The 17,938-nt window shown below is 60.7% G+C and carries 13 protein-coding genes and 2 pseudogenes; 7 read left to right on the top strand and 8 right to left on the bottom strand.

Annotated elements, in window-relative coordinates; all coding sequences use genetic code 11:
• Positions 1–6 precede the first annotated feature (6 nt).
• Positions 7–1,440, top strand: coding sequence for an exodeoxyribonuclease I (sbcB, locus tag LMH93_RS22290; RefSeq protein ID WP_003251919.1), 1,434 nt, complete (start codon positions 7–9; stop codon positions 1,438–1,440).
• Between the two features lie 72 nt (positions 1,441–1,512).
• Here the strand turns inward: sbcB and mvaT are convergent, their stop codons facing one another.
• Positions 1,513–1,890 (bottom strand): histone-like nucleoid-structuring protein MvaT, encoded by a 378-nt coding sequence (mvaT, locus tag LMH93_RS22285; protein ID WP_003251920.1) that lies wholly within the window; start codon positions 1,888–1,890, stop codon positions 1,513–1,515.
• A 284-nt stretch (positions 1,891–2,174) separates the two neighbouring features.
• On the opposite strand from mvaT, the gene purU reads away from it, so the two are divergent.
• The gene (purU, locus tag LMH93_RS22280) at positions 2,175–3,026 is read left to right on the top strand and encodes a formyltetrahydrofolate deformylase (RefSeq protein WP_088513329.1); all 852 of its coding nucleotides are present in this window, start codon (positions 2,175–2,177) and stop codon (positions 3,024–3,026) included.
• Between the two features lie 231 nt (positions 3,027–3,257).
• Here the strand turns inward: purU and LMH93_RS22270 are convergent, their stop codons facing one another.
• The 5 genes and pseudogenes from LMH93_RS22270 to LMH93_RS29995 form a co-directional block, all read right to left on the bottom strand.
• Positions 3,258–4,250, bottom strand: coding sequence for a lysylphosphatidylglycerol synthase transmembrane domain-containing protein (locus tag LMH93_RS22270; protein WP_014859133.1), 993 nt, complete (start codon positions 4,248–4,250; stop codon positions 3,258–3,260).
• Positions 4,247–5,011 (bottom strand): DUF2334 domain-containing protein, encoded by a 765-nt coding sequence (locus LMH93_RS22265; RefSeq protein ID WP_185279994.1) that lies wholly within the window; start codon positions 5,009–5,011, stop codon positions 4,247–4,249. Before LMH93_RS22265 ends, LMH93_RS22270 begins: the two co-directional genes overlap by 4 nt.
• Positions 5,004–6,125, bottom strand: coding sequence for a glycosyltransferase family 4 protein (locus LMH93_RS22260; protein WP_003251928.1), 1,122 nt, complete (start codon positions 6,123–6,125; stop codon positions 5,004–5,006). The genes LMH93_RS22265 and LMH93_RS22260 overlap by 8 nt, the downstream gene beginning before the upstream one ends.
• A gap of 165 nt (positions 6,126–6,290) precedes the next feature.
• Positions 6,291–6,887 (bottom strand): annotated as a pseudogene (locus LMH93_RS30000) (methyl-accepting chemotaxis protein); the annotation flags it as partial.
• A gap of 261 nt (positions 6,888–7,148) precedes the next feature.
• Positions 7,149–8,165: pseudogene (locus tag LMH93_RS29995) on the bottom strand (cache domain-containing protein); the annotation flags it as partial.
• Between the two features lie 169 nt (positions 8,166–8,334).
• Between LMH93_RS29995 and LMH93_RS22250 the strand changes: the two are divergent.
• Positions 8,335–9,810 carry a helicase HerA-like domain-containing protein gene (locus LMH93_RS22250; protein WP_230064592.1) on the top strand — a complete coding sequence of 492 codons (1,476 nt, stop codon included), beginning with the start codon at positions 8,335–8,337 and terminating at the stop codon, positions 9,808–9,810.
• Between the two features lie 153 nt (positions 9,811–9,963).
• Positions 9,964–11,183, top strand: a protein-coding gene (locus LMH93_RS22245) for an IS3 family transposase (RefSeq protein ID WP_156747497.1) whose coding sequence is annotated in 2 segments (ribosomal slippage) — positions 9,964–10,312 and positions 10,312–11,183 — 1,221 coding nt in all. Because the reading frame shifts where the segments join, the coding sequence is not laid out codon by codon here.
• Positions 11,184–11,241: 58 nt separating this feature from the next.
• On the opposite strand, the gene LMH93_RS22240 is transcribed toward LMH93_RS22245, so the two are convergent.
• Together LMH93_RS22240 and LMH93_RS22235 are read right to left on the bottom strand one after the other, a co-directional pair.
• Complete coding sequence (locus LMH93_RS22240; protein WP_003251935.1) at positions 11,242–12,714, bottom strand: inorganic phosphate transporter; 1,473 nt, start codon at positions 12,712–12,714, stop codon at positions 11,242–11,244.
• 315 nt (positions 12,715–13,029) lie between these two features.
• Positions 13,030–13,230, bottom strand: a complete 201-nt coding sequence (locus LMH93_RS22235; protein WP_003251937.1) for a hypothetical protein — start codon at positions 13,228–13,230, stop codon at positions 13,030–13,032.
• A 478-nt stretch (positions 13,231–13,708) separates the two neighbouring features.
• Between LMH93_RS22235 and pcaR the strand changes: the two genes are divergently transcribed.
• From pcaR to pcaF, 3 genes are all read left to right on the top strand, one after another.
• Positions 13,709–14,584 (top strand): pca regulon transcriptional regulator PcaR, encoded by an 876-nt coding sequence (pcaR, locus tag LMH93_RS22230; protein WP_003251938.1) that lies wholly within the window; start codon positions 13,709–13,711, stop codon positions 14,582–14,584.
• A 320-nt stretch (positions 14,585–14,904) separates the two neighbouring features.
• On the top strand, positions 14,905–16,251 hold the full coding sequence (locus tag LMH93_RS22225) for an MFS transporter (RefSeq protein WP_230064591.1): 1,347 nt from the start codon (positions 14,905–14,907) through the stop codon (positions 16,249–16,251).
• Between the two features lie 323 nt (positions 16,252–16,574).
• Entirely contained in the window at positions 16,575–17,780 is a 1,206-nt protein-coding gene (gene pcaF, locus LMH93_RS22215) for a 3-oxoadipyl-CoA thiolase (RefSeq protein WP_172830960.1), read from the top strand.
• Positions 17,781–17,938 lie beyond the last annotated feature (158 nt).

Genomic DNA, 17,938 nt, shown 5'->3' with positions numbered 1-17,938 from the left:
GACCCCGTGACCTCCAGCATTTTCTGGCACGACTATGAAACCACCGGCATCAACCCGCGCTGCGATCGGCCGCTGCAGGTGGCCGGCGTGCGCACTGACTTCGACCTCAATGAAATCGACGAGCCAATCAGCCTTTATTGCCGACCGTCGGACGACATCCTGCCGCACCCGGCGGCCTGCCTGGTGACAGGCATCACGCCACAACTGTTGGCGGAGCAGGGCCTGTGCGAAGCCGAGTTCATGACTCGCGTGCACGCCCAGCTGGCGCAACCGGGTACCTGTGGTGCCGGCTACAACACCCTGCGCTTTGACGATGAAGTGACCCGCTACAGCCTTTACCGCAACTTTTTCGACCCCTATGCCCGTGAATGGCAGGGAGGCAATAGCCGCTGGGACCTGATCGACATTGTGCGCACCGCCTATGCCCTGCGCCCGGAAGGCATTGAATGGCCGCAGCAGGACGGGCGCACCAGCCTGCGTCTGGAGCTGCTGAGCAAGGCCAATGGCATTGACCACGGTCATGCCCACGAAGCGCTTTCCGACGTGCGGGCAACCATTGCCTTGGCTCGCCTGATTCGGCAGAAACAACCCAAGTTGTATGACTGGCTGTTTCAACTGCGCAGCAAGCATAAAGTGATGGAGCAGATCCGTCTGTTGCAGCCACTGGTGCATATATCCGGGCGTTTTTCGGCGGCGCGCAATTACCTGGGGGTCGTATTGCCACTGGCCTGGCACCCGCGTAATCGCAATGCACTGATTGTCTGCGACCTGCATCAGGAGACCCTACCGTTACTGCGGGAAAGTGCTGAAGTTTTGCGTCAGCGCTTGTACACCCGGCATGATGAATTGGCCGAAGGTGAATTACCGGTACCGCTCAAATTGGTGCAGATCAATCGTTGCCCGGTAGTGGCGCCGCTGTCGGTATTGCGCCCGGTCGATCAACAACGATTGGGCCTGGACTTGACGTTGTTACAATCGCGCGGCGAACAATTGGCCAATCAACAGGCGCAATGGCAAGAAAAGCTGGAGCACATCTATGGCAAGGACGAGTTCGCCCCGAGCGAGGACCCGGAACAGCAGTTGTATGAGGGTTTTATAGGTGACCGCGACCGGCGCTTATGCGAGCAAGTTCGTGCGCTGGAACCGGCGCAGTTGAGCCATGGCCACTGGATGTTCGATGATCCGCGTTTGCCGGAGCTGTTGTTCCGCTACCGGGCACGTAACTTCCCTGAAACCTTGACCCCCGAAGAGCGGCAACGTTGGTATGGCTTCTGCCAGCAACGCCTGAGCGACCCGCAGTGGGGCGCGCCGAATACCTTGGGCGACTTCGAACAGGCACGCCAGCAAGCCTGGGAGGGCGCCGACGAGGCGGGCAGGCGAGTGTTGGAGGCCTGGCAATTGCATGCTCGACAATTGCAGGAGCACTATTCAATCGGCTGATGGCCGGTAAACAAAAACGCCGGCAGTGTGCCGGCGTTTTTGTTGTGCGAAGCAAGAGGCGTATGCGGATAATCAGTCCAGCAGGGTTGCCCAGCTTTCAACCACATCGCCGCCCCAAGTGGCTTTCCACTCTTTCAGGGTCTTGTGGTTGCCGCCTTTGGTTTCGATCACTTCACCGTTGTGCGGGTTCTTGTATTGCTTGACCTTGCGTGCGCGCTTGGTGGCGGTAGTCTTGACCGAACCACGAGGTGCCTTGCTCAGTTTCGATTCTGGATCGAGCAGGGCAATCACGTCGCGCAGCGACTTGGAGTACTCGCCCATCAGTGTGCGCAGTTTGCCTTCGAACTCCAGTTCTTTCTTCAGCTTGTCATCCTGCGACAGATTGGCCAGGCGGGCCTGAAGTTCCTTGATGGCTTCTTCGGTAGCGCGGTACTCGTTGATCAGGGACATGGAGTGTTCCTTAATGCGTGTTCAGAAATGTGTGGGGCAATAATAGACAGCCCCTACTCGCAAGTAAACATAAGATTGGGCAATTAACTGTTAATTAAGCTGTGACAGCATTTCTCTACGTGAACAAATTTTTACATATGCCCCGTGCGTTTCCTCTTGTCTGTCAGGCAGCGCCCGTGTGGCGTTTTCGGGCCTGCATATGCAATCGCGGCAGCGATCAATACTGCGTTTTTTCTGGCGGGCCGCTAGAATAGGCGCCTTTGCGAAGTTCTGGAGTCTCATTCATGCGCACCTATCGTCTGGTGATCGCCTGCCCCGACCGTGTAGGCATCGTGGCGAAAGTCAGTAATTTCCTGGCCTTGTACAATGGCTGGATCAACGAAGCCAGCCACCACTCCGATGAGCAGAGCGGTTGGTTCTTCATGCGTCATGAAATCCGCGCTGAATCGCTGCCGTTCGGTATCGAAGCCTTCCGTGAGGCGTTTGCGCCGATCGCCGAAGAGTTCTCCATGACCTGGCGCATTACCGACTCGGCTCAGAAAAAACGCGTGGTATTGATGGCCAGCCGTGAGTCGCACTGCCTGGCAGACTTGCTGCACCGCTGGCACACCGATGAGCTGGACTGCGAGATCCCTTGCGTCATCTCCAACCACAACGACCTGCGCAGCATGGTCGAGTGGCACGGTATTCCGTTCTTCCATGTTCCGGTCGACCCCAAAGACAAGGCCCCGGCCTTTGCCGAAGTGTCGCGCCTGGTGCAGGAGCATGCCGCCGACGTCGTGGTGCTGGCCCGCTACATGCAAATCCTGCCACCACAACTGTGCCGGGACTATGCCGAGAAGGTGATCAACATCCATCACAGCTTCCTGCCGTCGTTCGTCGGCGCCAAGCCTTACCACCAGGCTGCCCTGCGTGGGGTGAAGCTGATTGGCGCGACGTGCCACTACGTCACTGAAGAGTTGGATGCCGGCCCGATCATCGAGCAGGATGTGGTGCGTGTCAGCCATGCCGACAGCATCGATGACATGGTCCGCTTTGGCCGTGATGTGGAGAAGATGGTGCTGGCCCGTGGCCTGCGTTATCACCTGGAAGACCGTGTGCTGGTGCATGGTAACAAGACTGTGGTGTTCGACTGACACCGTCCGGCTTGCTGTGAGGTGCTGGGCTGCTGCGCAGCCCTGTCGCGACAGGGGCGCAGAGCGCCCCGGCAATCTTGGGTGAAACGGCAATGACCAAGCAACGCAACAACCCCGTGGCCTCACCTCCACCGATCCTTGGCGAAGGCTGCCTGGCCCGCTACGACCCTGAAGCCCTGGATGACACGGATGGCACCGACTTCCCCGGCGCCGCCGAACTCTGGCAACAGCTCAACCCGCCTGACGCCGCCAGCGCTCCAGCAACGGACGTCCCAGCAGGCACACAAACACCGGCCCCCCAGCCAGCAGATAAAAGTAGTAAGTAACCGCCCGCCATATCAGGATTGCCGCAGCTGCGGTCGAACTGCCCACCAAGGGTGTCAACAGGCTGGCCGACGTCAGCTCGGCGGCCCCGGCCCCGCCAGGCAGCAGACTGAATTGGCCGGCGCTGAGCGACAGCATCTGCACCAGGAAGCTGGGAATCCACTGCAGGTCTACCCCCAAGCCCCGCAACACCAGGTACAGCACGCTGTAGCGCAGCCCCCAGTGGATGCACGTCAGGGTGAACACCAGGCTCAGCCTGCGCTTGGGCAGGCGCCAGGTCTGCGCCAGTGCTGCAACGAAGTGCAGCAGTTTGCGCGCCCAGCGACGTTTGCGCGGCTGGCCCATCCCCATGCGCTGCAACAGCCTGCCGTTCATGCGCATTATCGGGCGCCGGTAGCGCAACAGCCCGATCACCCCGGCCAACGCTGTGCACAGCATTAACGCACTGCCAAGCAACATGCTTTCCTGGCTGCGGCCCAGGCTGTGGAACAGCGCGTAGCCGGCAATCGCCAGCATTGCGCAGAAGAAGAACACCAGGTCGTTCAACTGGTCCATGGCAAAAACGGCGCCGCTGCGCGCCGGGCGGATGCGGTCTCGCGCCAGCAGGGCCATCAGGGTCAGCGGCCCACCACTGCCGCCAGGGGTGGTGCAGATGGCAAACTCGGTGGCCATGACCACGCCGAGGCTGCGAGCATGGCTCAACTGTTTTGCCTGTTCACCCAGCAACAGGCGCAGGCGCAGCGCATTGATGACCCAGCACAACAGAATCATGCCTAGCAGCATGAGCAGCAGGTGCGGGTCGAACCGGCTCAGCCTCGGCAGCAGCTCGCTACCACCCAGCAACGCTGGCACCAGCGCTGCCCCCAGCAATGCCAGCGCCAGCCAGGCCCAGCGCTTCATGCTGCCCCCTGGCGCTCCAGCCAGGCAGATTTGGTCAGCGGTTCGCGGCCATCCTTCACCAGTGTTTCCAGCGTTCGCAACCAATAGTCTCGGGATGAGCGATGACGCATGTCTACAGGGTGCAGCCCCAAGCGCAATGTGCTCGCGCCCCGCCAGCGCCGGCATTGCCAGTCGCACAGCGTGCGGGACAACGTGCGACGCCATGCGCTCCGTGCGCTCCAGACCAGGCCTGGCGCATCAATGGCCGTAAAGTCCGGCAAGCGGTACAGATGCTGCGGTGTACTGGTGTATTTCAGTGGCAGGCGGCACAGCGCTTGCCGTGTGCCCTGGCTCATGAGCCAGGCCGGTGCGACAAACCCTGCCACAGGCCACCCTTGGTCTTCGAACAGTGCCAGGCCCTCCTGTAGACGGGTAAGCGCTTCGTTCTCATCAAGGCCGTAGAACTCGCCTTCATGGGTATATATACGCCGCATGAAGTAGTCGATGGGGCTGCGGGGGGCGGGGCCTTCGTCAGCATGGGCGTAGCCGTGAAGCGCCAGTTCGTCGCCTTTGGCAAGGCGTTCGTCCAGGAGGCGGCAGAACGAAGGTGCCTGGTGAAGCGGATTGCGTCGATGGAAGTCCGGGACCACCAGCCATGTCATTGGCACGTGGCCCAGCGCGTCCACAGCCCTTACGAACGGTTCATAGTCCGGCCAGGTTTCCGGGGCAATATCGTGCAACACCAGCATGAGGCTGCGCTGGCTGGCGGAGGGCTCAAGCATGGGCGCGCACCTGCGGCTGGTGGCCGAGCACGGCCTGGTAGTGCTGGAGCAGGCCAGCTACCACGTTATCCCATGAATAATGTTGCTCTACATGGTGGCGGGCCTGCAGGCCGAGCTCGCGGGTACCCGCCTCGAACGCCTCGCGCACGGCGCACGCCATGGCCCGACCATCGTTGGGCGTGCACAGGCGGCCACTCTGTTCGTTGATGATTTCAGGGAACGCACCGGCGCGCACGGCTACCACGGGGGTGGCGCTGGCCATCGCTTCGAGAATGACCAGGCCGAATGTTTCCTGGTCGCCAGCATGCACCAGCAAGTCGGCGCTGGCGATCAGCCGGGCCACCTCCGCAGACGGGCAGAAGTGATCGATGACGCTGACGTTGGACGGCACGCTGGCCGGCATGTTCGAGCCTACCAGTAACAGGTGGTAGGGGGCGCCGAGTTGCTGCATGCAGTCAAGCAGCACCGGCAGGTTCTTTTCCCGCGAGCCGCGGCCGGCAAAGATCAACAGGCGGCTGGTGTCGGGAATGCCCAGTTCGGCACGCACATGTGGGTCGCGCCGGGAGGGGTGGAATGTGGCAAGGTCAACGCCCAGCGGCTGCACATGGACATCACGCACGCCCAAGCGGCGTAATTTGTCGGCCATCACCTGGCTGGGGGCCAGTACCCGATCAAAATTGCCGTATAGCTTGCTGACGTAGGCCTCGACATTGGGTGCGAACCAGTTGCCCATGCGGTTGCTGACCAGTAACGGCAGGTCGGAATGGTAGAAACCGATCACGGGCACGTCGAGCTGGCGCCGCGCTTCCAGCGCCGCCCAGGCGGTCAGGTAGGGGTCGCCAACTTCAATCAGGTCGGGTTTGAGCGTGCGCAGTGTATTGCACCAGGGGGCCAGGCGTACCGGAAAGCGGTAGCCCTTGCCAAACGGCAAGGGCGGCGCAGGTACCTGATAGATGCCATCGCCGTGTTGGGCGCTTGCACCGGGAATCAACAGGCTGTGGCGTACGCCGTGAATGGCGTCGAGACGGTGATGTTTGGCATCAAGATAGGTACGTACGCCACCGCTGGCCGGGGCGTAGAACATGGTGATGTCGGCGATATGCACGATCAGCATCCCTCCGGGATCGTCTTCGGGTCTGTCATCCGGCGTTGAATGGCCGGCGATGAAACGCCTAAAGGTGGACCTATCAGAAGGATAGTTTGTTCGATCAGTTTGAGAGGGGGAGTGCGCAATGCCTGGAGCAGCACAAGGCTGCTCCAGGTGAAGGTGTAGCCTTTATCAGATACGGAAGCTGCCCACCAGGTGCTTCAGGCGGCCAGCCTGCTGCTCGAGGTCGGAGCAGGCGCGCAGGGTCGCTTGCAGGTTCTCCACGCCTTCCTGGTTGAGCATGTTGATCTCGTTGATGTCCATGTTGATCGCCTCGACCACAGCGGTCTGCTCTTCGGTGGCAGTGGCCACCGACTGGTTCATGCCGTCGATCTCGCCAATGCGCACGGTAACGCTGTCCAGTCGCTCACCCGCCTGGTTGGCGATCTGCATGCTGTCCTGGCTGTGGCGCTGGCTCTGGTCCATGGTGTCGACCGACTCGCGGGCACCGACCTGCAGCTCTTCGATCATGGTCTGCACTTGCTGCGCCGACTCCTGGGTGCGGTGCGCCAGATTGCGCACCTCATCGGCGACCACGGCAAAGCCACGCCCGGCCTCACCGGCGCGGGCCGCTTCGATGGCGGCGTTCAGCGCCAGCAGGTTGGTCTGCTGGGAAATGCTGGTGATCACTTCCAGGATCTGGCCGATATTCACGGTCTTGCTGTTCAGTGTCTCGATGTGCGCGCTGGAGGTGACGATCAGGTCGGACAGGCGGTTCATCGCGGCAATGTTGCGCTCGACCACTTGCTGGCCTTCTTCGGCCAACAGGCGCGCGGAGCTTGCGTGCTGCGAAGCCTGGGCGGCGTTGCCGGCGATTTCCTGAGCCGCAGCGCCCAATTCATTGATGGCGGCGGCGACACTGTTGGTGCGGTTGGACTGCTCGTCGGAGTTGGTCATCGACGAGTTCGAAGCGCTGATCACCCGCAGGGCTACTTCGTTGACCTGCTCGGTGGCCGAGGACACTTCGCGAATGCTGCTGTGAATGCGCTCGACGAAGCGGTTGAAGGCGTTGCCGAGGACACCGAATTCGTCGTGGTTGTGGATGTGCAGGCGCTTGGTCAGGTCGCCTTCACCTTCGGCAATGTCTTCCATGGCGCGGGTCATGGTGTGCAGCGGCTGCATCAACACGCGGATCAGCAAGCCGAGCAGGCCGATGATGATCACCACTGCCACCACCGTGGCGATCACCGCCGAGGTGCGGAAGGTGCTGAGCATCGAGAAGGCCTTGTCCTTGTCCACCGACAGGCCGATGTACCAGTTTGCCGACGGCAGGCCGGTAATCGGGCTGAAGGTCAGCAGGCGGGTCTGGCCCTCGCTTTGCACTTCGGTCAGCTCACCGGTCAGTTTCGGCGTGCGCTGCGGGAACAGGTCCGACAGCGATTTCATGACCAGATCCTTATCCGGGTGTACCAGGATCTTGCCCTGGTCGTTGACCAGGAAGGCGTATCCCATGCCGCCGAAGTTCAGCGAGTTGATGATCTGCACCAGGCCGTCCAGGGCCAGGTCGCCGCCGACCACGCCCACGCTGCTGGAGACCTTGCTGAGGATACCAATGACCATCTTGTTGGTGGTCATGTCGATGTAGGGTTCGGTCAGCGTCGCGCCGCTGGCGTTCATGCCGTCCTTGTACCAAGGGCGGGTGCGCGGGTCGTAGCCGTCGGGCATCTTCGCGTCCGGGCGTACGCTGAAACCGCCGTCGACTTTGCCCAGGTAGACCGTGAGGAAGCTGGATATCAGCGCATTCTGACCCATCAGGGTTTCGGCGTTGGCTGGGTCCTGGGCAATGTTCTGCGCCAGGTTCTCCACCAGTTTTATCCGGCCCTCGAACAGGTTGCGAATGTTGGTCGACGTGGAGGTGCCCATTTCAGCCAGATAGTTTTCCAGGTCCTCGCGGATCGCATTACGCTGGAGGTAATCGTTGTAGAGGGTGAAAAGGCTGAAGGCGAGTATCACGATCAGTGATGCCGCCAAAAGAATCTTGTGGCTGAAACGAAGGCTTTTGTTCATGGCGTAATCGGTTCCGCTAAGGTTTTATATCAGGCGTTCGCACGAGTGGAGCCGTAGGTTGTGCAACATCCCGAAAAGTGCCTTTTCGGCTGTTCCTCTCTAATTAAGGCGAATAACACCCACAGGTATCGGCCGAATTAAGCTAAAGCTTGAGCAGAGGATTAAAGAGATGTCGGAATTTTCGACCATCGTTGTAGGCGCGGGCCCGGATGGCCAGCCAGTCGGGCAAGCAATGCGCCTGGCCAACCGCCACGGTCTGGTGGCTGGCGCAACCGGTACTGGCAAGACCGTCACCCTGCAGCACCTGGCGGAGGTGTTCAGCGACGCGGGGGTAGCGGTGTTCGCCGCCGATGTCAAAGGCGACCTCTGTGGCTTGGGGGCTGCTGGTGCGCCACAAGGCAAGGTGGCTGAGCGCATCGCCGGCATGCCGTGGCTGGGGCATACGCCCAAGGCCTACCCGGTGAGCTTGTGGGATATCGCCGGGCTGTCGGGCCACCCGCTGCGCACCACCCTCAGTGAAATGGGGCCGCTGCTGCTGGGCAACTTGCTGGAACTGACCGACAGCCAGCAGGCGGCGCTGTATGCAGCATTCAAGGTGGCCGACCGCGAAGGCCTGCTGCTGCTGGACCTCAAAGACCTCAAGGCCCTGCTGGCGCATCTGAAGGACAACCCGCATCTGCTTGGCGAAGACAGCGCGCTGATGACCACGGCCTCCACCCAGGCTTTGTTGCGCCGGCTCGCTACCTTGGAGCAGCAGGGCGCCGAGGCACTGTTCGGCGAGCCGGGATTGCAACTGGAGGACCTGCTGCGCCCTGATCCGGATGGCCGTGGACGTATCCACCTGCTCGATGCCAGCCGATTGGTGCACGAGGCACCCAAGGTGTACGCGACGTTCCTGTTGTGGTTGCTGGCCGAACTGTTCGAGCAGTTGCCCGAGCGCGGTGATGCCGACAAGCCGGTGCTGGCGCTGTTCTTCGATGAAGCACACTTGCTGTTCAACGGCACGCCCAAGGCGCTGCAGGACCGTCTTGAGCAAGTGGTCCGGCTGATCCGCTCCAAGGGGGTGGGGGTCTATTTCGTTACCCAGTCGCCGGGTGACTTGCCTGACGCGGTACTGGCCCAGTTGGGCTTGCGCATTCAGCACGGCTTGCGGGCGTTCACGGCCAAGGAGCAGAAGTCGCTGCGGGCGGTAGCCGATGGTTTCCGTCCCAACCCGACGTTCGACACCCTGGCGGTGCTGACCGAACTGGGTATTGGCGAAGCGCTGGTGGGTACGTTGGAAGAAAAGGGCACACCGGCCATCGTGCAGAGGGTGCTGGTTGCACCGCCGCAGTCGCGTATCGGGCCACTGAGTGCGGCTGAGCGCAGTGCGCTGATTGCGGCGTCGCCATTGGCGGGGCGCTATGACAAACCGGTGGACCGTGAGTCAGCCTATGAAATGCTGAGCCAGCGTAAGGGCGAGCCGGCGGAACCGGCGCCGCAACCGAAGGCGGATGAAGAGAGTTTTGCCGACAAGGCGGGTGAGTTCTTGCAGAGTGCAGCGGGGCAGGCGATCAAGTCAGCAGTGCGCCAGGCCGCTAACCAGTTGGGGCGGCAGTTGGTGCGCGGGTTGATGGGGTCGTTGTTAGGGGGCAAGAAAAGGTAGTCTTCCTGCGCTGCGCCCATACCCTTGGTAGCACAATGCTGCTTCGGCAGGCATAACGGCTATGAAAAAGGCGCCTGAGGGCGCCTTCATTCATTGCGGTGTCCCGTCCTGAATAAGGTTTACACCTCCCATCCCGAATTTCCGGAGAGTCTGATGGAGCAAGGTGTAAAGCGCACACAGCGTGATTACTCACTGTCTTTTAAATTGGCGGTGGTTGATCAGATAGAAAAAGGCGAACTGACCTACAAGCAGGCCCAGATGCGGTATGGCATCCAGGGTCGCTCGACGGTTCTGGTATGGTTGCGTAAGCACGGTCGGCAGGATTGGAGCCAGGGGGCCTCGATCCGCGACGAGAGGAGCTGCGCGATGTCTGACCCCAAAACGCTCACTCCAGAGCAGCGGATCAAAGAGCTTGAGCAGCAGCTTGAGCTGATGAGCCAGAAGGCCCAATTCTTTGAGACGGTCGTTGATGTTCTGAAAAATGACTATGGTGTCTCGGTCGTAAAAAAGCGATCCGGCAAGTCCTCACGCAAGGTCAAGTCGCAGGACTGAGCATTGCCAGGGCTTGTCAGTTTCTAGGCATCAGTCGACAGGCTTACTACAAACGCAATCGAGTTGCTGATGGCAAAGAACGCCAGGCAGACCGGGTGGTTGAGTTTGTACAGCAGATCCGGATACGCCAGCCTCGTCTGGGCACACGCAAGCTGCACTATCTGCTGCATTGCCAACCTGACAGACGATTCCAGGTCGGCCGAGATAGGCTGTTCCAGGTCTTGGGAGAGCGCCGTTTGCTAGTGCTGCCTAAGCGGGCCTATCACAAGACAACACAAAGCTTTCATCGCTTCTACCGCCATCCCAATTTACTCAAACCCGGCCCAAGTCAGATCGTTCCGACAAGGCCGGAGCACGTCTGGGTTGCCGACATTACTTACCTGCCCGCACGCAAGGGCCCGCTGTACCTGAGCCTGGTAACGGATGCGTACTCCAGGAAGATTGTTGGCCACCACGTCCATGAAAGCCTGCATGCCGAGTCAGTGGCGCAAGCCTTCAAGCAGGCATTACGAAAGCGCCGTCGTCGCCAGCCATTAGTCCACCATTCGGATCGAGGAATCCAATATTGCTCGGCGCTATACCAGTCACTACATCAACGGCACGGCGTTCAGTGCTCCATGACTGATGGGTATGACTGCTACCAGAACGCGCTGGCCGAGCGAATCAACGGAATCCTCAAGATGGAGCTGCTGTTGAGTAGCCCTGAAGATCTGGAACAAGCGAGGCAGATGGTTGACGAGGCAGTGCAGATTTACAATACAGAACGGCCTCATATGGCCCTGAAAAACAAAACGCCCGATGCGGTGCATCGGGCGTTTTGAGGCCTGTCGGCCTACCTGAACAGGTGTAAACCTATTTCAGGACTAGACACGGTGTCACTCAGCCAATGGCTTTGGACGCCAGCCAGAACAGGCCGGCCGCCAGGCCCATCGAGGCAGGCAGGGTCAGGACCCATGCCAGCAGGATGGTTTTCACAGTGCCGCCTTGCAGGCCACTTTTGTTGGCGACCATGGTGCCGGCCACGCCGGACGACAGCACGTGGGTGGTCGACACCGGCAGGGCGAATACGTTGGCCATACCGATGGCGCAGGCTGCGGTGATCTGTGCCGACATGCCTTGGGCGTAGGTCATGCCTTGTTTGCCGATCTTCTCGCCCACCGTCAACACCACGCGCTTCCAGCCAACCATGGTGCCCAGGCCAAGGGCCAGGGCGACGGCCACGATCACCCAGAACGGGGCGTACTCGGTGGTGGCGGTGAGGTCTTTGCGCAGTTTTTCAAGGTCGGACTTTTCACGGGCGTCCAGGCCTGGCAGCTTGCCAACCTTCTTTGCCGTGTCATCCAGGCACAACAAATAACGGCGCACTTCAACGCGCTTCTCGGCATCGAGGCTGTGGTAGTCCGTCACGCCTTTCAGCGAGGTCTGCAGCGCAGCAATGGTCGGCTCGGTCTGCTGCGGGTTGCAACTGAACTGCTCCGGCAGATCGCTGGCCTTGGCCTTGCCCAGTGCCAGGAACTCGCCCAGGGTGGCGGCGTTACGCTGGTAGAACTGGCTCATGTGCAGGGTAGCGTCGCGAGTACGTTCGATCTGGTAGGTGGTGCTGTTCAGGTCGAGTACGAACTTGGCCGGCACAATACCGATCAGCACCAGCATGATCAGGCCGATGCCTTTCTGGCCGTCGTTGGAGCCGTGCACGAAGCTCACGCCCATGGCGGAAACAACCAGGACCAGACGGTTCCAGAAGGGTGGGTGCTTCTTGTCATCGAGCTTGCGGCGCTGTTCCGGGGTTTTGTGCATCTTCGACAGCGGGCGCCACCATTTCAGGCCGATCAGCACCAGGGCAGCAACGGCGAAACCGGCCATTGGCGAGACCACCAGCGACATGGCGATATCGATCGCTTTCTGCCAGTTGACGCCGTCGCCTAGCGGAATGTCGTTGATCAGGGCGTTGGCCAGGCCGACACCGAGAATGGAGCCGATCAGCGTGTGCGAACTGGAGGCAGGGATGCCAAAGTACCAAGTGCCCAGGTTCCAGGTGATGGCCGCGGCCAGCAACGAGAAGACCATGGCCAGGCCGTGTCCGGTGTTCACATTGATCAGCAGCTCTACCGGCAACAGGTGCACGATGGCATAGGCCACCCCTACACCGCCGAGCAGAACGCCAAGGAAGTTGAACACGCCGGAGAAGAACACGGCGAGGTGTGGCGGCATGGCTTTGGTATAGATGACGGTAGCTACCGCGTTGGCGGTGTCATGAAAGCCATTGATGAACTCGAAGGCGAGTACGAAGGTCAAGGCGAGCAGCAGGCTCACCAACACCCAGGCATCCAGTCCGCTGAATAAATCGATCATGAAGGTTGTCTGGCGGGTCATAGGGGGGCGGGATTATGCCAGAAAACCTTGGCAATCGATGCACCTGCAACAGACAGATGACCGCCTTCATGGTGCAGCCGTGTCGTGCGGAGGGGGGCGATCAAGGCGGTAAATGGCGGTAAAAAATCACAAAATATGGCGAAATAAGGCCGAAATGTGGAGAAATGGCCATTTCTCTAGAATTCAAACGGCCGTATGAAATTTGTGTGATTCCATTTCATCATCGGCCAGACCGTAAAGATCGACCTCGCCCGGGTACACCGGGCGACGACACGCAGAGGGCGCCCTCGAGGCTCAGGGGTTGTCGCTGCGCAATTCTTTTTCGATGCGTTCCAGTTCCTGGCTGAAGGCCTGGTCACGAACGCTGGCACGCTTGCGCCAGGGTTTGCGTTCCGGATCCGGTTGTGCGGCGTAAGTGGTGACTTCGCCACCATAAACATCCTTGTAACGTTCAGCCTGGCGCTCGAGTTCCGCGCGCAGTTCATCTTTCGTCACGTGCAGTACCTGAAATAAGTGTAATGACTGTTGTTATGCATTGTGCAACATGCATTTTGCCTTGCTGGCCGCAACGGCTTGATAAAGCGGAAGGTTCCATGACCACGGTAAGCGGAGGGCCTGCGCAATCGATTATAGCAACCGATAATTCGCCGATCATCGTTAATTTACTCAGCCCTGACATCATCTGGCGTAAATAGCAGGATGTGCCCGCGAACAGTTTGGACCTTTCGTACAAGTTAGAAAGGAATGACGGATAGAAGTTCGTTGCAATGTCAGGGCGGGCCGTAATGAAAAACGGCCTCGCCGAAAGGCGAGGCCGTTGCCTGGGGACTTCTACGGTGGGTACCTGACCAGTCTCTCCAAAGAAGCCACAAGTGGCATGAGAAAGGTATAAGCAAAAGTGTCGGCGGTCAATTGCGATTATCGGCCGTTTGTTCGATAATCGCACGAACCGGTGTTTTTTTTGAGGTGTGCGATGAGTGACGAAACCCTGGGCAACGATTCCGGCAATGCAGAGGTGGCGCGACCTGCTTCGGCTGCCATGGCGCCGCCGATCGTGGCTTCCCCGGCCAAGCGCATCCAGGCCTTTACCGGTGACCCGGACTTCATGACCTCGCTGGCACGTGGCCTGGCCGTGATCCAGGCATTCCAGGAGCGCAAGCGCCACCTGACCATCGCCCAGATCAGCCACCGTACTGAAATCCCTCGCGCAGCGGTGCGCCGTTGCCTGCACACGTTGATCAAGCTGGGTTACGCCACCACCGACGGGCGTACCTATTCGCTGCTGCCCAAAGTGCTGACCCTGGGGCATGCTTACCTGTCGTCGACGCCACTGGCAATTTCTGCCCAGCCGTACCTGGATCGCATCAGCGACCAGTTGCATGAGGCGGCCAACATGGCCACCCTCGAAGGCGACGACATCCTTTATATAGCCCGTTCGGCCACGGTCGAGCGGCTGATTTCGGTCGATCTCTCGGTGGGCGGACGCCTGCCGGCCTACTGCACGTCGATGGGGCGTATTCTGCTGGCGGCCATGGACGACACCAGCCTGCGTGAGTATCTGGAACGTGCTGATCTCAAAGCGCGCACCAGCCGCACCCTGAATGATCCCGAATCGTTGTTCGCCTGCATCCAGCAGGTGCGCGCCCAGGGCTGGTGCGTGGTGGACCAGGAACTGGAACAGGGGCTGCGATCGATTGCAGTGCCGGTGTATGACGCTTCGGGGCAGGTGTTGGCTGCCTTGAACGTAAGTACCCATGTTGGGCGGGTGACCCGCAGTGAATTGGAGCAGCGGTTCTTGCCGATTTTACTGGCAGCCAGTCGAGACCTTTGCCATCAGTTGTTTGGTTGAGACCGCAGGGAGCACGTTGCGGCCCCGGATCAGAACAGGCAAAACCGTTTCTTGTGCGATAAACGCACAGTGTCGTGCCGGGTGAATTGCTTCACCCCGGCCCGCTGATTAATGTCTCTCGCAACGGTCGGCTAGCCGACCGAACAAGAAAAACATAAGAGGCACTTACGCATGAATACTGTCACCTCGCTGCTGCGGCCGCACCCGCATGCAGTACCGTTGTATCCAGGCTGACCCAGGCCATATACCCCAATCATCGCCTTTGTACCGGTTATCCGCGTGCAATGGCCTGACTGTGCCCCACATTCTGGATAACAATAATGAATCAAGCGCAAACCAACGTCGGCAAAAGCCTCGACGTTCAGTCGTTCATCAATCAGCAGCCGCTGTCCCGCTATCAGTGGCGAGTCGTGCTGCTGTGCTTTCTGATCGTCTTCCTCGATGGCCTGGACACTGCTGCCATGGGTTTCATCGCCCCGGCACTGTCGCAAGAGTGGGGAATCGACCGCGCCAGCCTTGGGCCGGTCATGAGTGCCGCGTTGATCGGCATGGTGTTCGGCGCCCTGGGCTCCGGGCCGCTGGCTGACCGTTTCGGCCGCAAAGGCGTGCTGGTGGGGGCGGTGCTGGTATTTGGTGGTTTCAGCCTGGCCTCGGCCTATGCCACCAACGTTGACCAGTTGATGGTACTGCGCTTCCTGACTGGCCTGGGCCTGGGTGCAGGCATGCCCAACGCTACCACGCTGTTGTCCGAATACACCCCGGAGCGCCTCAAGTCGCTGCTGGTGACCAGCATGTTCTGTGGCTTCAACCTGGGCATGGCGGGTGGTGGCTTCATTTCCGCCAAGATGATCCCGGCCTACGGCTGGCACAGCCTGCTGGTCATCGGTGGCGTGCTGCCGTTGCTGCTGGCGCTGGTGCTGATGGTCTGGCTGCCGGAGTCGGCGCGGTTCCTGGTGGTGCGCAACCGCGGCACCGACAAGGTGCGCAAGACCTTGTCGCCAATCGCCCCGCAAGTGGTGGCCGAGGCAGGCAGTTTCAGTGTGCCTGAGCAAAAGGCGGTGGCTGCGCGCAACGTGTTCGCGGTGATCTTCTCTGGCACCTATGGCTTGGGCACCGTGTTGCTGTGGCTGACCTATTTCATGGGCCTGGTGATCGTCTACCTTCTGACCAGTTGGCTGCCAACCCTGATGCGTGACAGCGGCGCGAGCATGGAGCAGGCGGCGTTCATCGGCGCGCTGTTCCAGTTTGGCGGAGTGCTAAGTGCAGTCGGCGTGGGTTGGGCCATGGACCGTTTCAACCCGCACAAGGTGATTGGCATTTTCTATCTGCTGGCCGGGGTGTTCGCCTACGCGGTGGGGCAGAGCCTGGGCAACATCACCGTGCTAGCTACGCTGGTGCTCGTTGCCGGTATGTGTGTGAACGGTGCGCAGTCGGCAATGCCATCGCTGGCGGCGCGCTTCTATCCCACTCAGGGCCGTGCCACAGGTGTATCGTGGATGCTGGGTATTGGCCGCTTTGGTGCGATTCTTGGGGCCTGGAGTGGTGCAACGCTGCTGGGCCTGGGCTGGACTTTCGAGCAGGTGCTGACGGCGTTGCTGGTGCCGGCAGCGCTGGCGACTGTGGGTGTGGTCGTCAAGGGGCTGGTCAGCCACGCCGACGCAACCTGAGGGCGAGGGCCGCGTTACGGCCCATTCGCAGCACAACGCCGCGCCGACTGGTGCGGCATTGTGCTGCGATCAGGGCGCACAGCTGCCCTGTGGTGGGCGTGGGCAGTTGCGCAACAAATGGTTCGTTAATCGCACAAATAGTCGATTATCGGATTGTAAGGTGCCCACCAGTCTCCTTAATCTGGGTTCATCGAAGCACCCTGACCAGGAGCCTCCAAATGCCACGCGCAGACCATTTCCACACCCACCCCAATCGAGCCGTCCGCCATGCGTGACCTCGACGCCCGTACCGCCGCTGACCATGGCCAGCTGGCAGGAGAAGCCTGATGCACGACGTATTCATCTGTGACGCCATCCGTACCCCGATCGGCCGCTTTGGCGGCGCCCTGGCCAGCGTGCGGGCCGACGACCTGGCAGCCGTGCCGCTGAAGGCGCTGATCGAGCGCAACCCTGGCGTGCAGTGGGACCAGGTAGACGAAGTGTTCTTCGGCTGCGCCAACCAGGCCGGTGAAGACAACCGCAACGTGGCCCGTATGGCACTGCTGCTGGCCGGCCTGCCGGAAAGCATCCCGGGCGTCACCTTGAACCGCCTGTGCGCGTCGGGTATGGATGCCATCGGCACCGCGTTCCGCGCCATCGCCAGCGGCGAGATGGAACTGGTGATTGCCGGTGGCGTCGAGTCGATGTCGCGCGCCCCGTTCGTCATGGGCAAGGCTGAAAGCGCCTATTCGCGCAACATGAAGCTGGAAGACACCACCATTGGCTGGCGTTTCATCAACCCGCTGATGAAGAGCCAGTACGGTGTGGATTCCATGCCGGAAACCGCCGACAACGTGGCTGACGACTATCAGGTTTCGCGTGCCGACCAGGACGCTTTCGCCCTGCGCAGCCAGCAGAAGGCTGCCGCTGCACAGGCTGCCGGCTTCTTTGCCGAAGAAATTGTGCCGGTGCGTATCGCTCACAAGAAGGGCGAAATCATCGTCGAACGTGACGAACACCTGCGCCCGGAAACCACGCTGGAGGCGCTGACCAAGCTCAAACCGGTCAACGGCCCGGACAAGACGGTCACCGCCGGCAACGCCTCGGGCGTTAACGACGGTGCTGCAGCGATGATCCTGGCCTCGGCCGCAGCGGTGAAGAAACACGGCCTGACCCCGCGTGCCCGCGTTCTGGGCATGGCCAGCGGCGGCGTCGCTCCACGTGTCATGGGCATTGGCCCGGTGCCGGCGGTGCGCAAGCTGACCGAGCGTCTGGGGGTTGCGGTAAGCGATTTCGACGTGATCGAGCTTAACGAAGCGTTTGCCAGTCAAGGCCTGGCGGTGCTGCGTGAGCTGGGTGTCGCTGACGATGCACCACAGGTAAACCCTAATGGTGGCGCCATTGCCCTGGGCCATCCGCTGGGCATGAGCGGTGCACGCCTGGTGCTGACTGCGCTGCACCAACTGGAGAAGAGTGGTGGGCGTAAAGGCCTGGCGACCATGTGTGTGGGCGTTGGCCAAGGTCTGGCACTGGCCATCGAGCGGGTTTGACCTGTACCGGCCGCTTCGCGGGCAAGCCCGCTCTTACAGGGATCCACGCAATCACCTGTGGGGGCGGGCTTGCCCGCGAAGAGGTCTGTCCTGTGAGACACAAGGCCAATTGCCAGCCAGATAGCGGAACGAGTGTGTTACTAGGTATGTCTAGACTT

The sequence above is a fragment of the Pseudomonas sp. CIP-10 genome, from assembly GCF_020911845.1.
GTDB classification, from domain to species: Bacteria; Pseudomonadota; Gammaproteobacteria; order Pseudomonadales; family Pseudomonadaceae; genus Aquipseudomonas; species Aquipseudomonas alloputida.
This window is presented reverse-complemented; position numbering and strand designations above follow the sequence as displayed.

Bases quoted from the DNA above. Each gene is read 5' to 3' on its own strand.
- LMH93_RS22260 (WP_003251928.1), bottom strand. From the start codon at position 6,125: ATGCTGATCGTGCATATCGCCGACATCACCATGTTCTACGCCCCGGCC.
- LMH93_RS22270 (WP_014859133.1), bottom strand. From the start codon at position 4,250: ATGAAGCGCTGGGCCTGGCTGGCGCTGGCATTGCTGGGGGCAGCGCTG.
- LMH93_RS22225 (WP_230064591.1), top strand. From the start codon at position 14,905: ATGAATCAAGCGCAAACCAACGTCGGCAAAAGCCTCGACGTTCAGTCG.
- LMH93_RS22240 (WP_003251935.1), bottom strand. From the start codon at position 12,714: ATGATCGATTTATTCAGCGGACTGGATGCCTGGGTGTTGGTGAGCCTG.
- pcaR (WP_003251938.1), top strand. From the start codon at position 13,709: ATGAGTGACGAAACCCTGGGCAACGATTCCGGCAATGCAGAGGTGGCG.
- LMH93_RS22265 (WP_185279994.1), bottom strand. From the start codon at position 5,011: ATGCTTGAGCCCTCCGCCAGCCAGCGCAGCCTCATGCTGGTGTTGCAC.
- purU (WP_088513329.1), top strand. From the start codon at position 2,175: ATGCGCACCTATCGTCTGGTGATCGCCTGCCCCGACCGTGTAGGCATC.
- mvaT (WP_003251920.1), bottom strand. From the start codon at position 1,890: ATGTCCCTGATCAACGAGTACCGCGCTACCGAAGAAGCCATCAAGGAA.
- LMH93_RS22250 (WP_230064592.1), top strand. From the start codon at position 8,335: ATGTCGGAATTTTCGACCATCGTTGTAGGCGCGGGCCCGGATGGCCAG.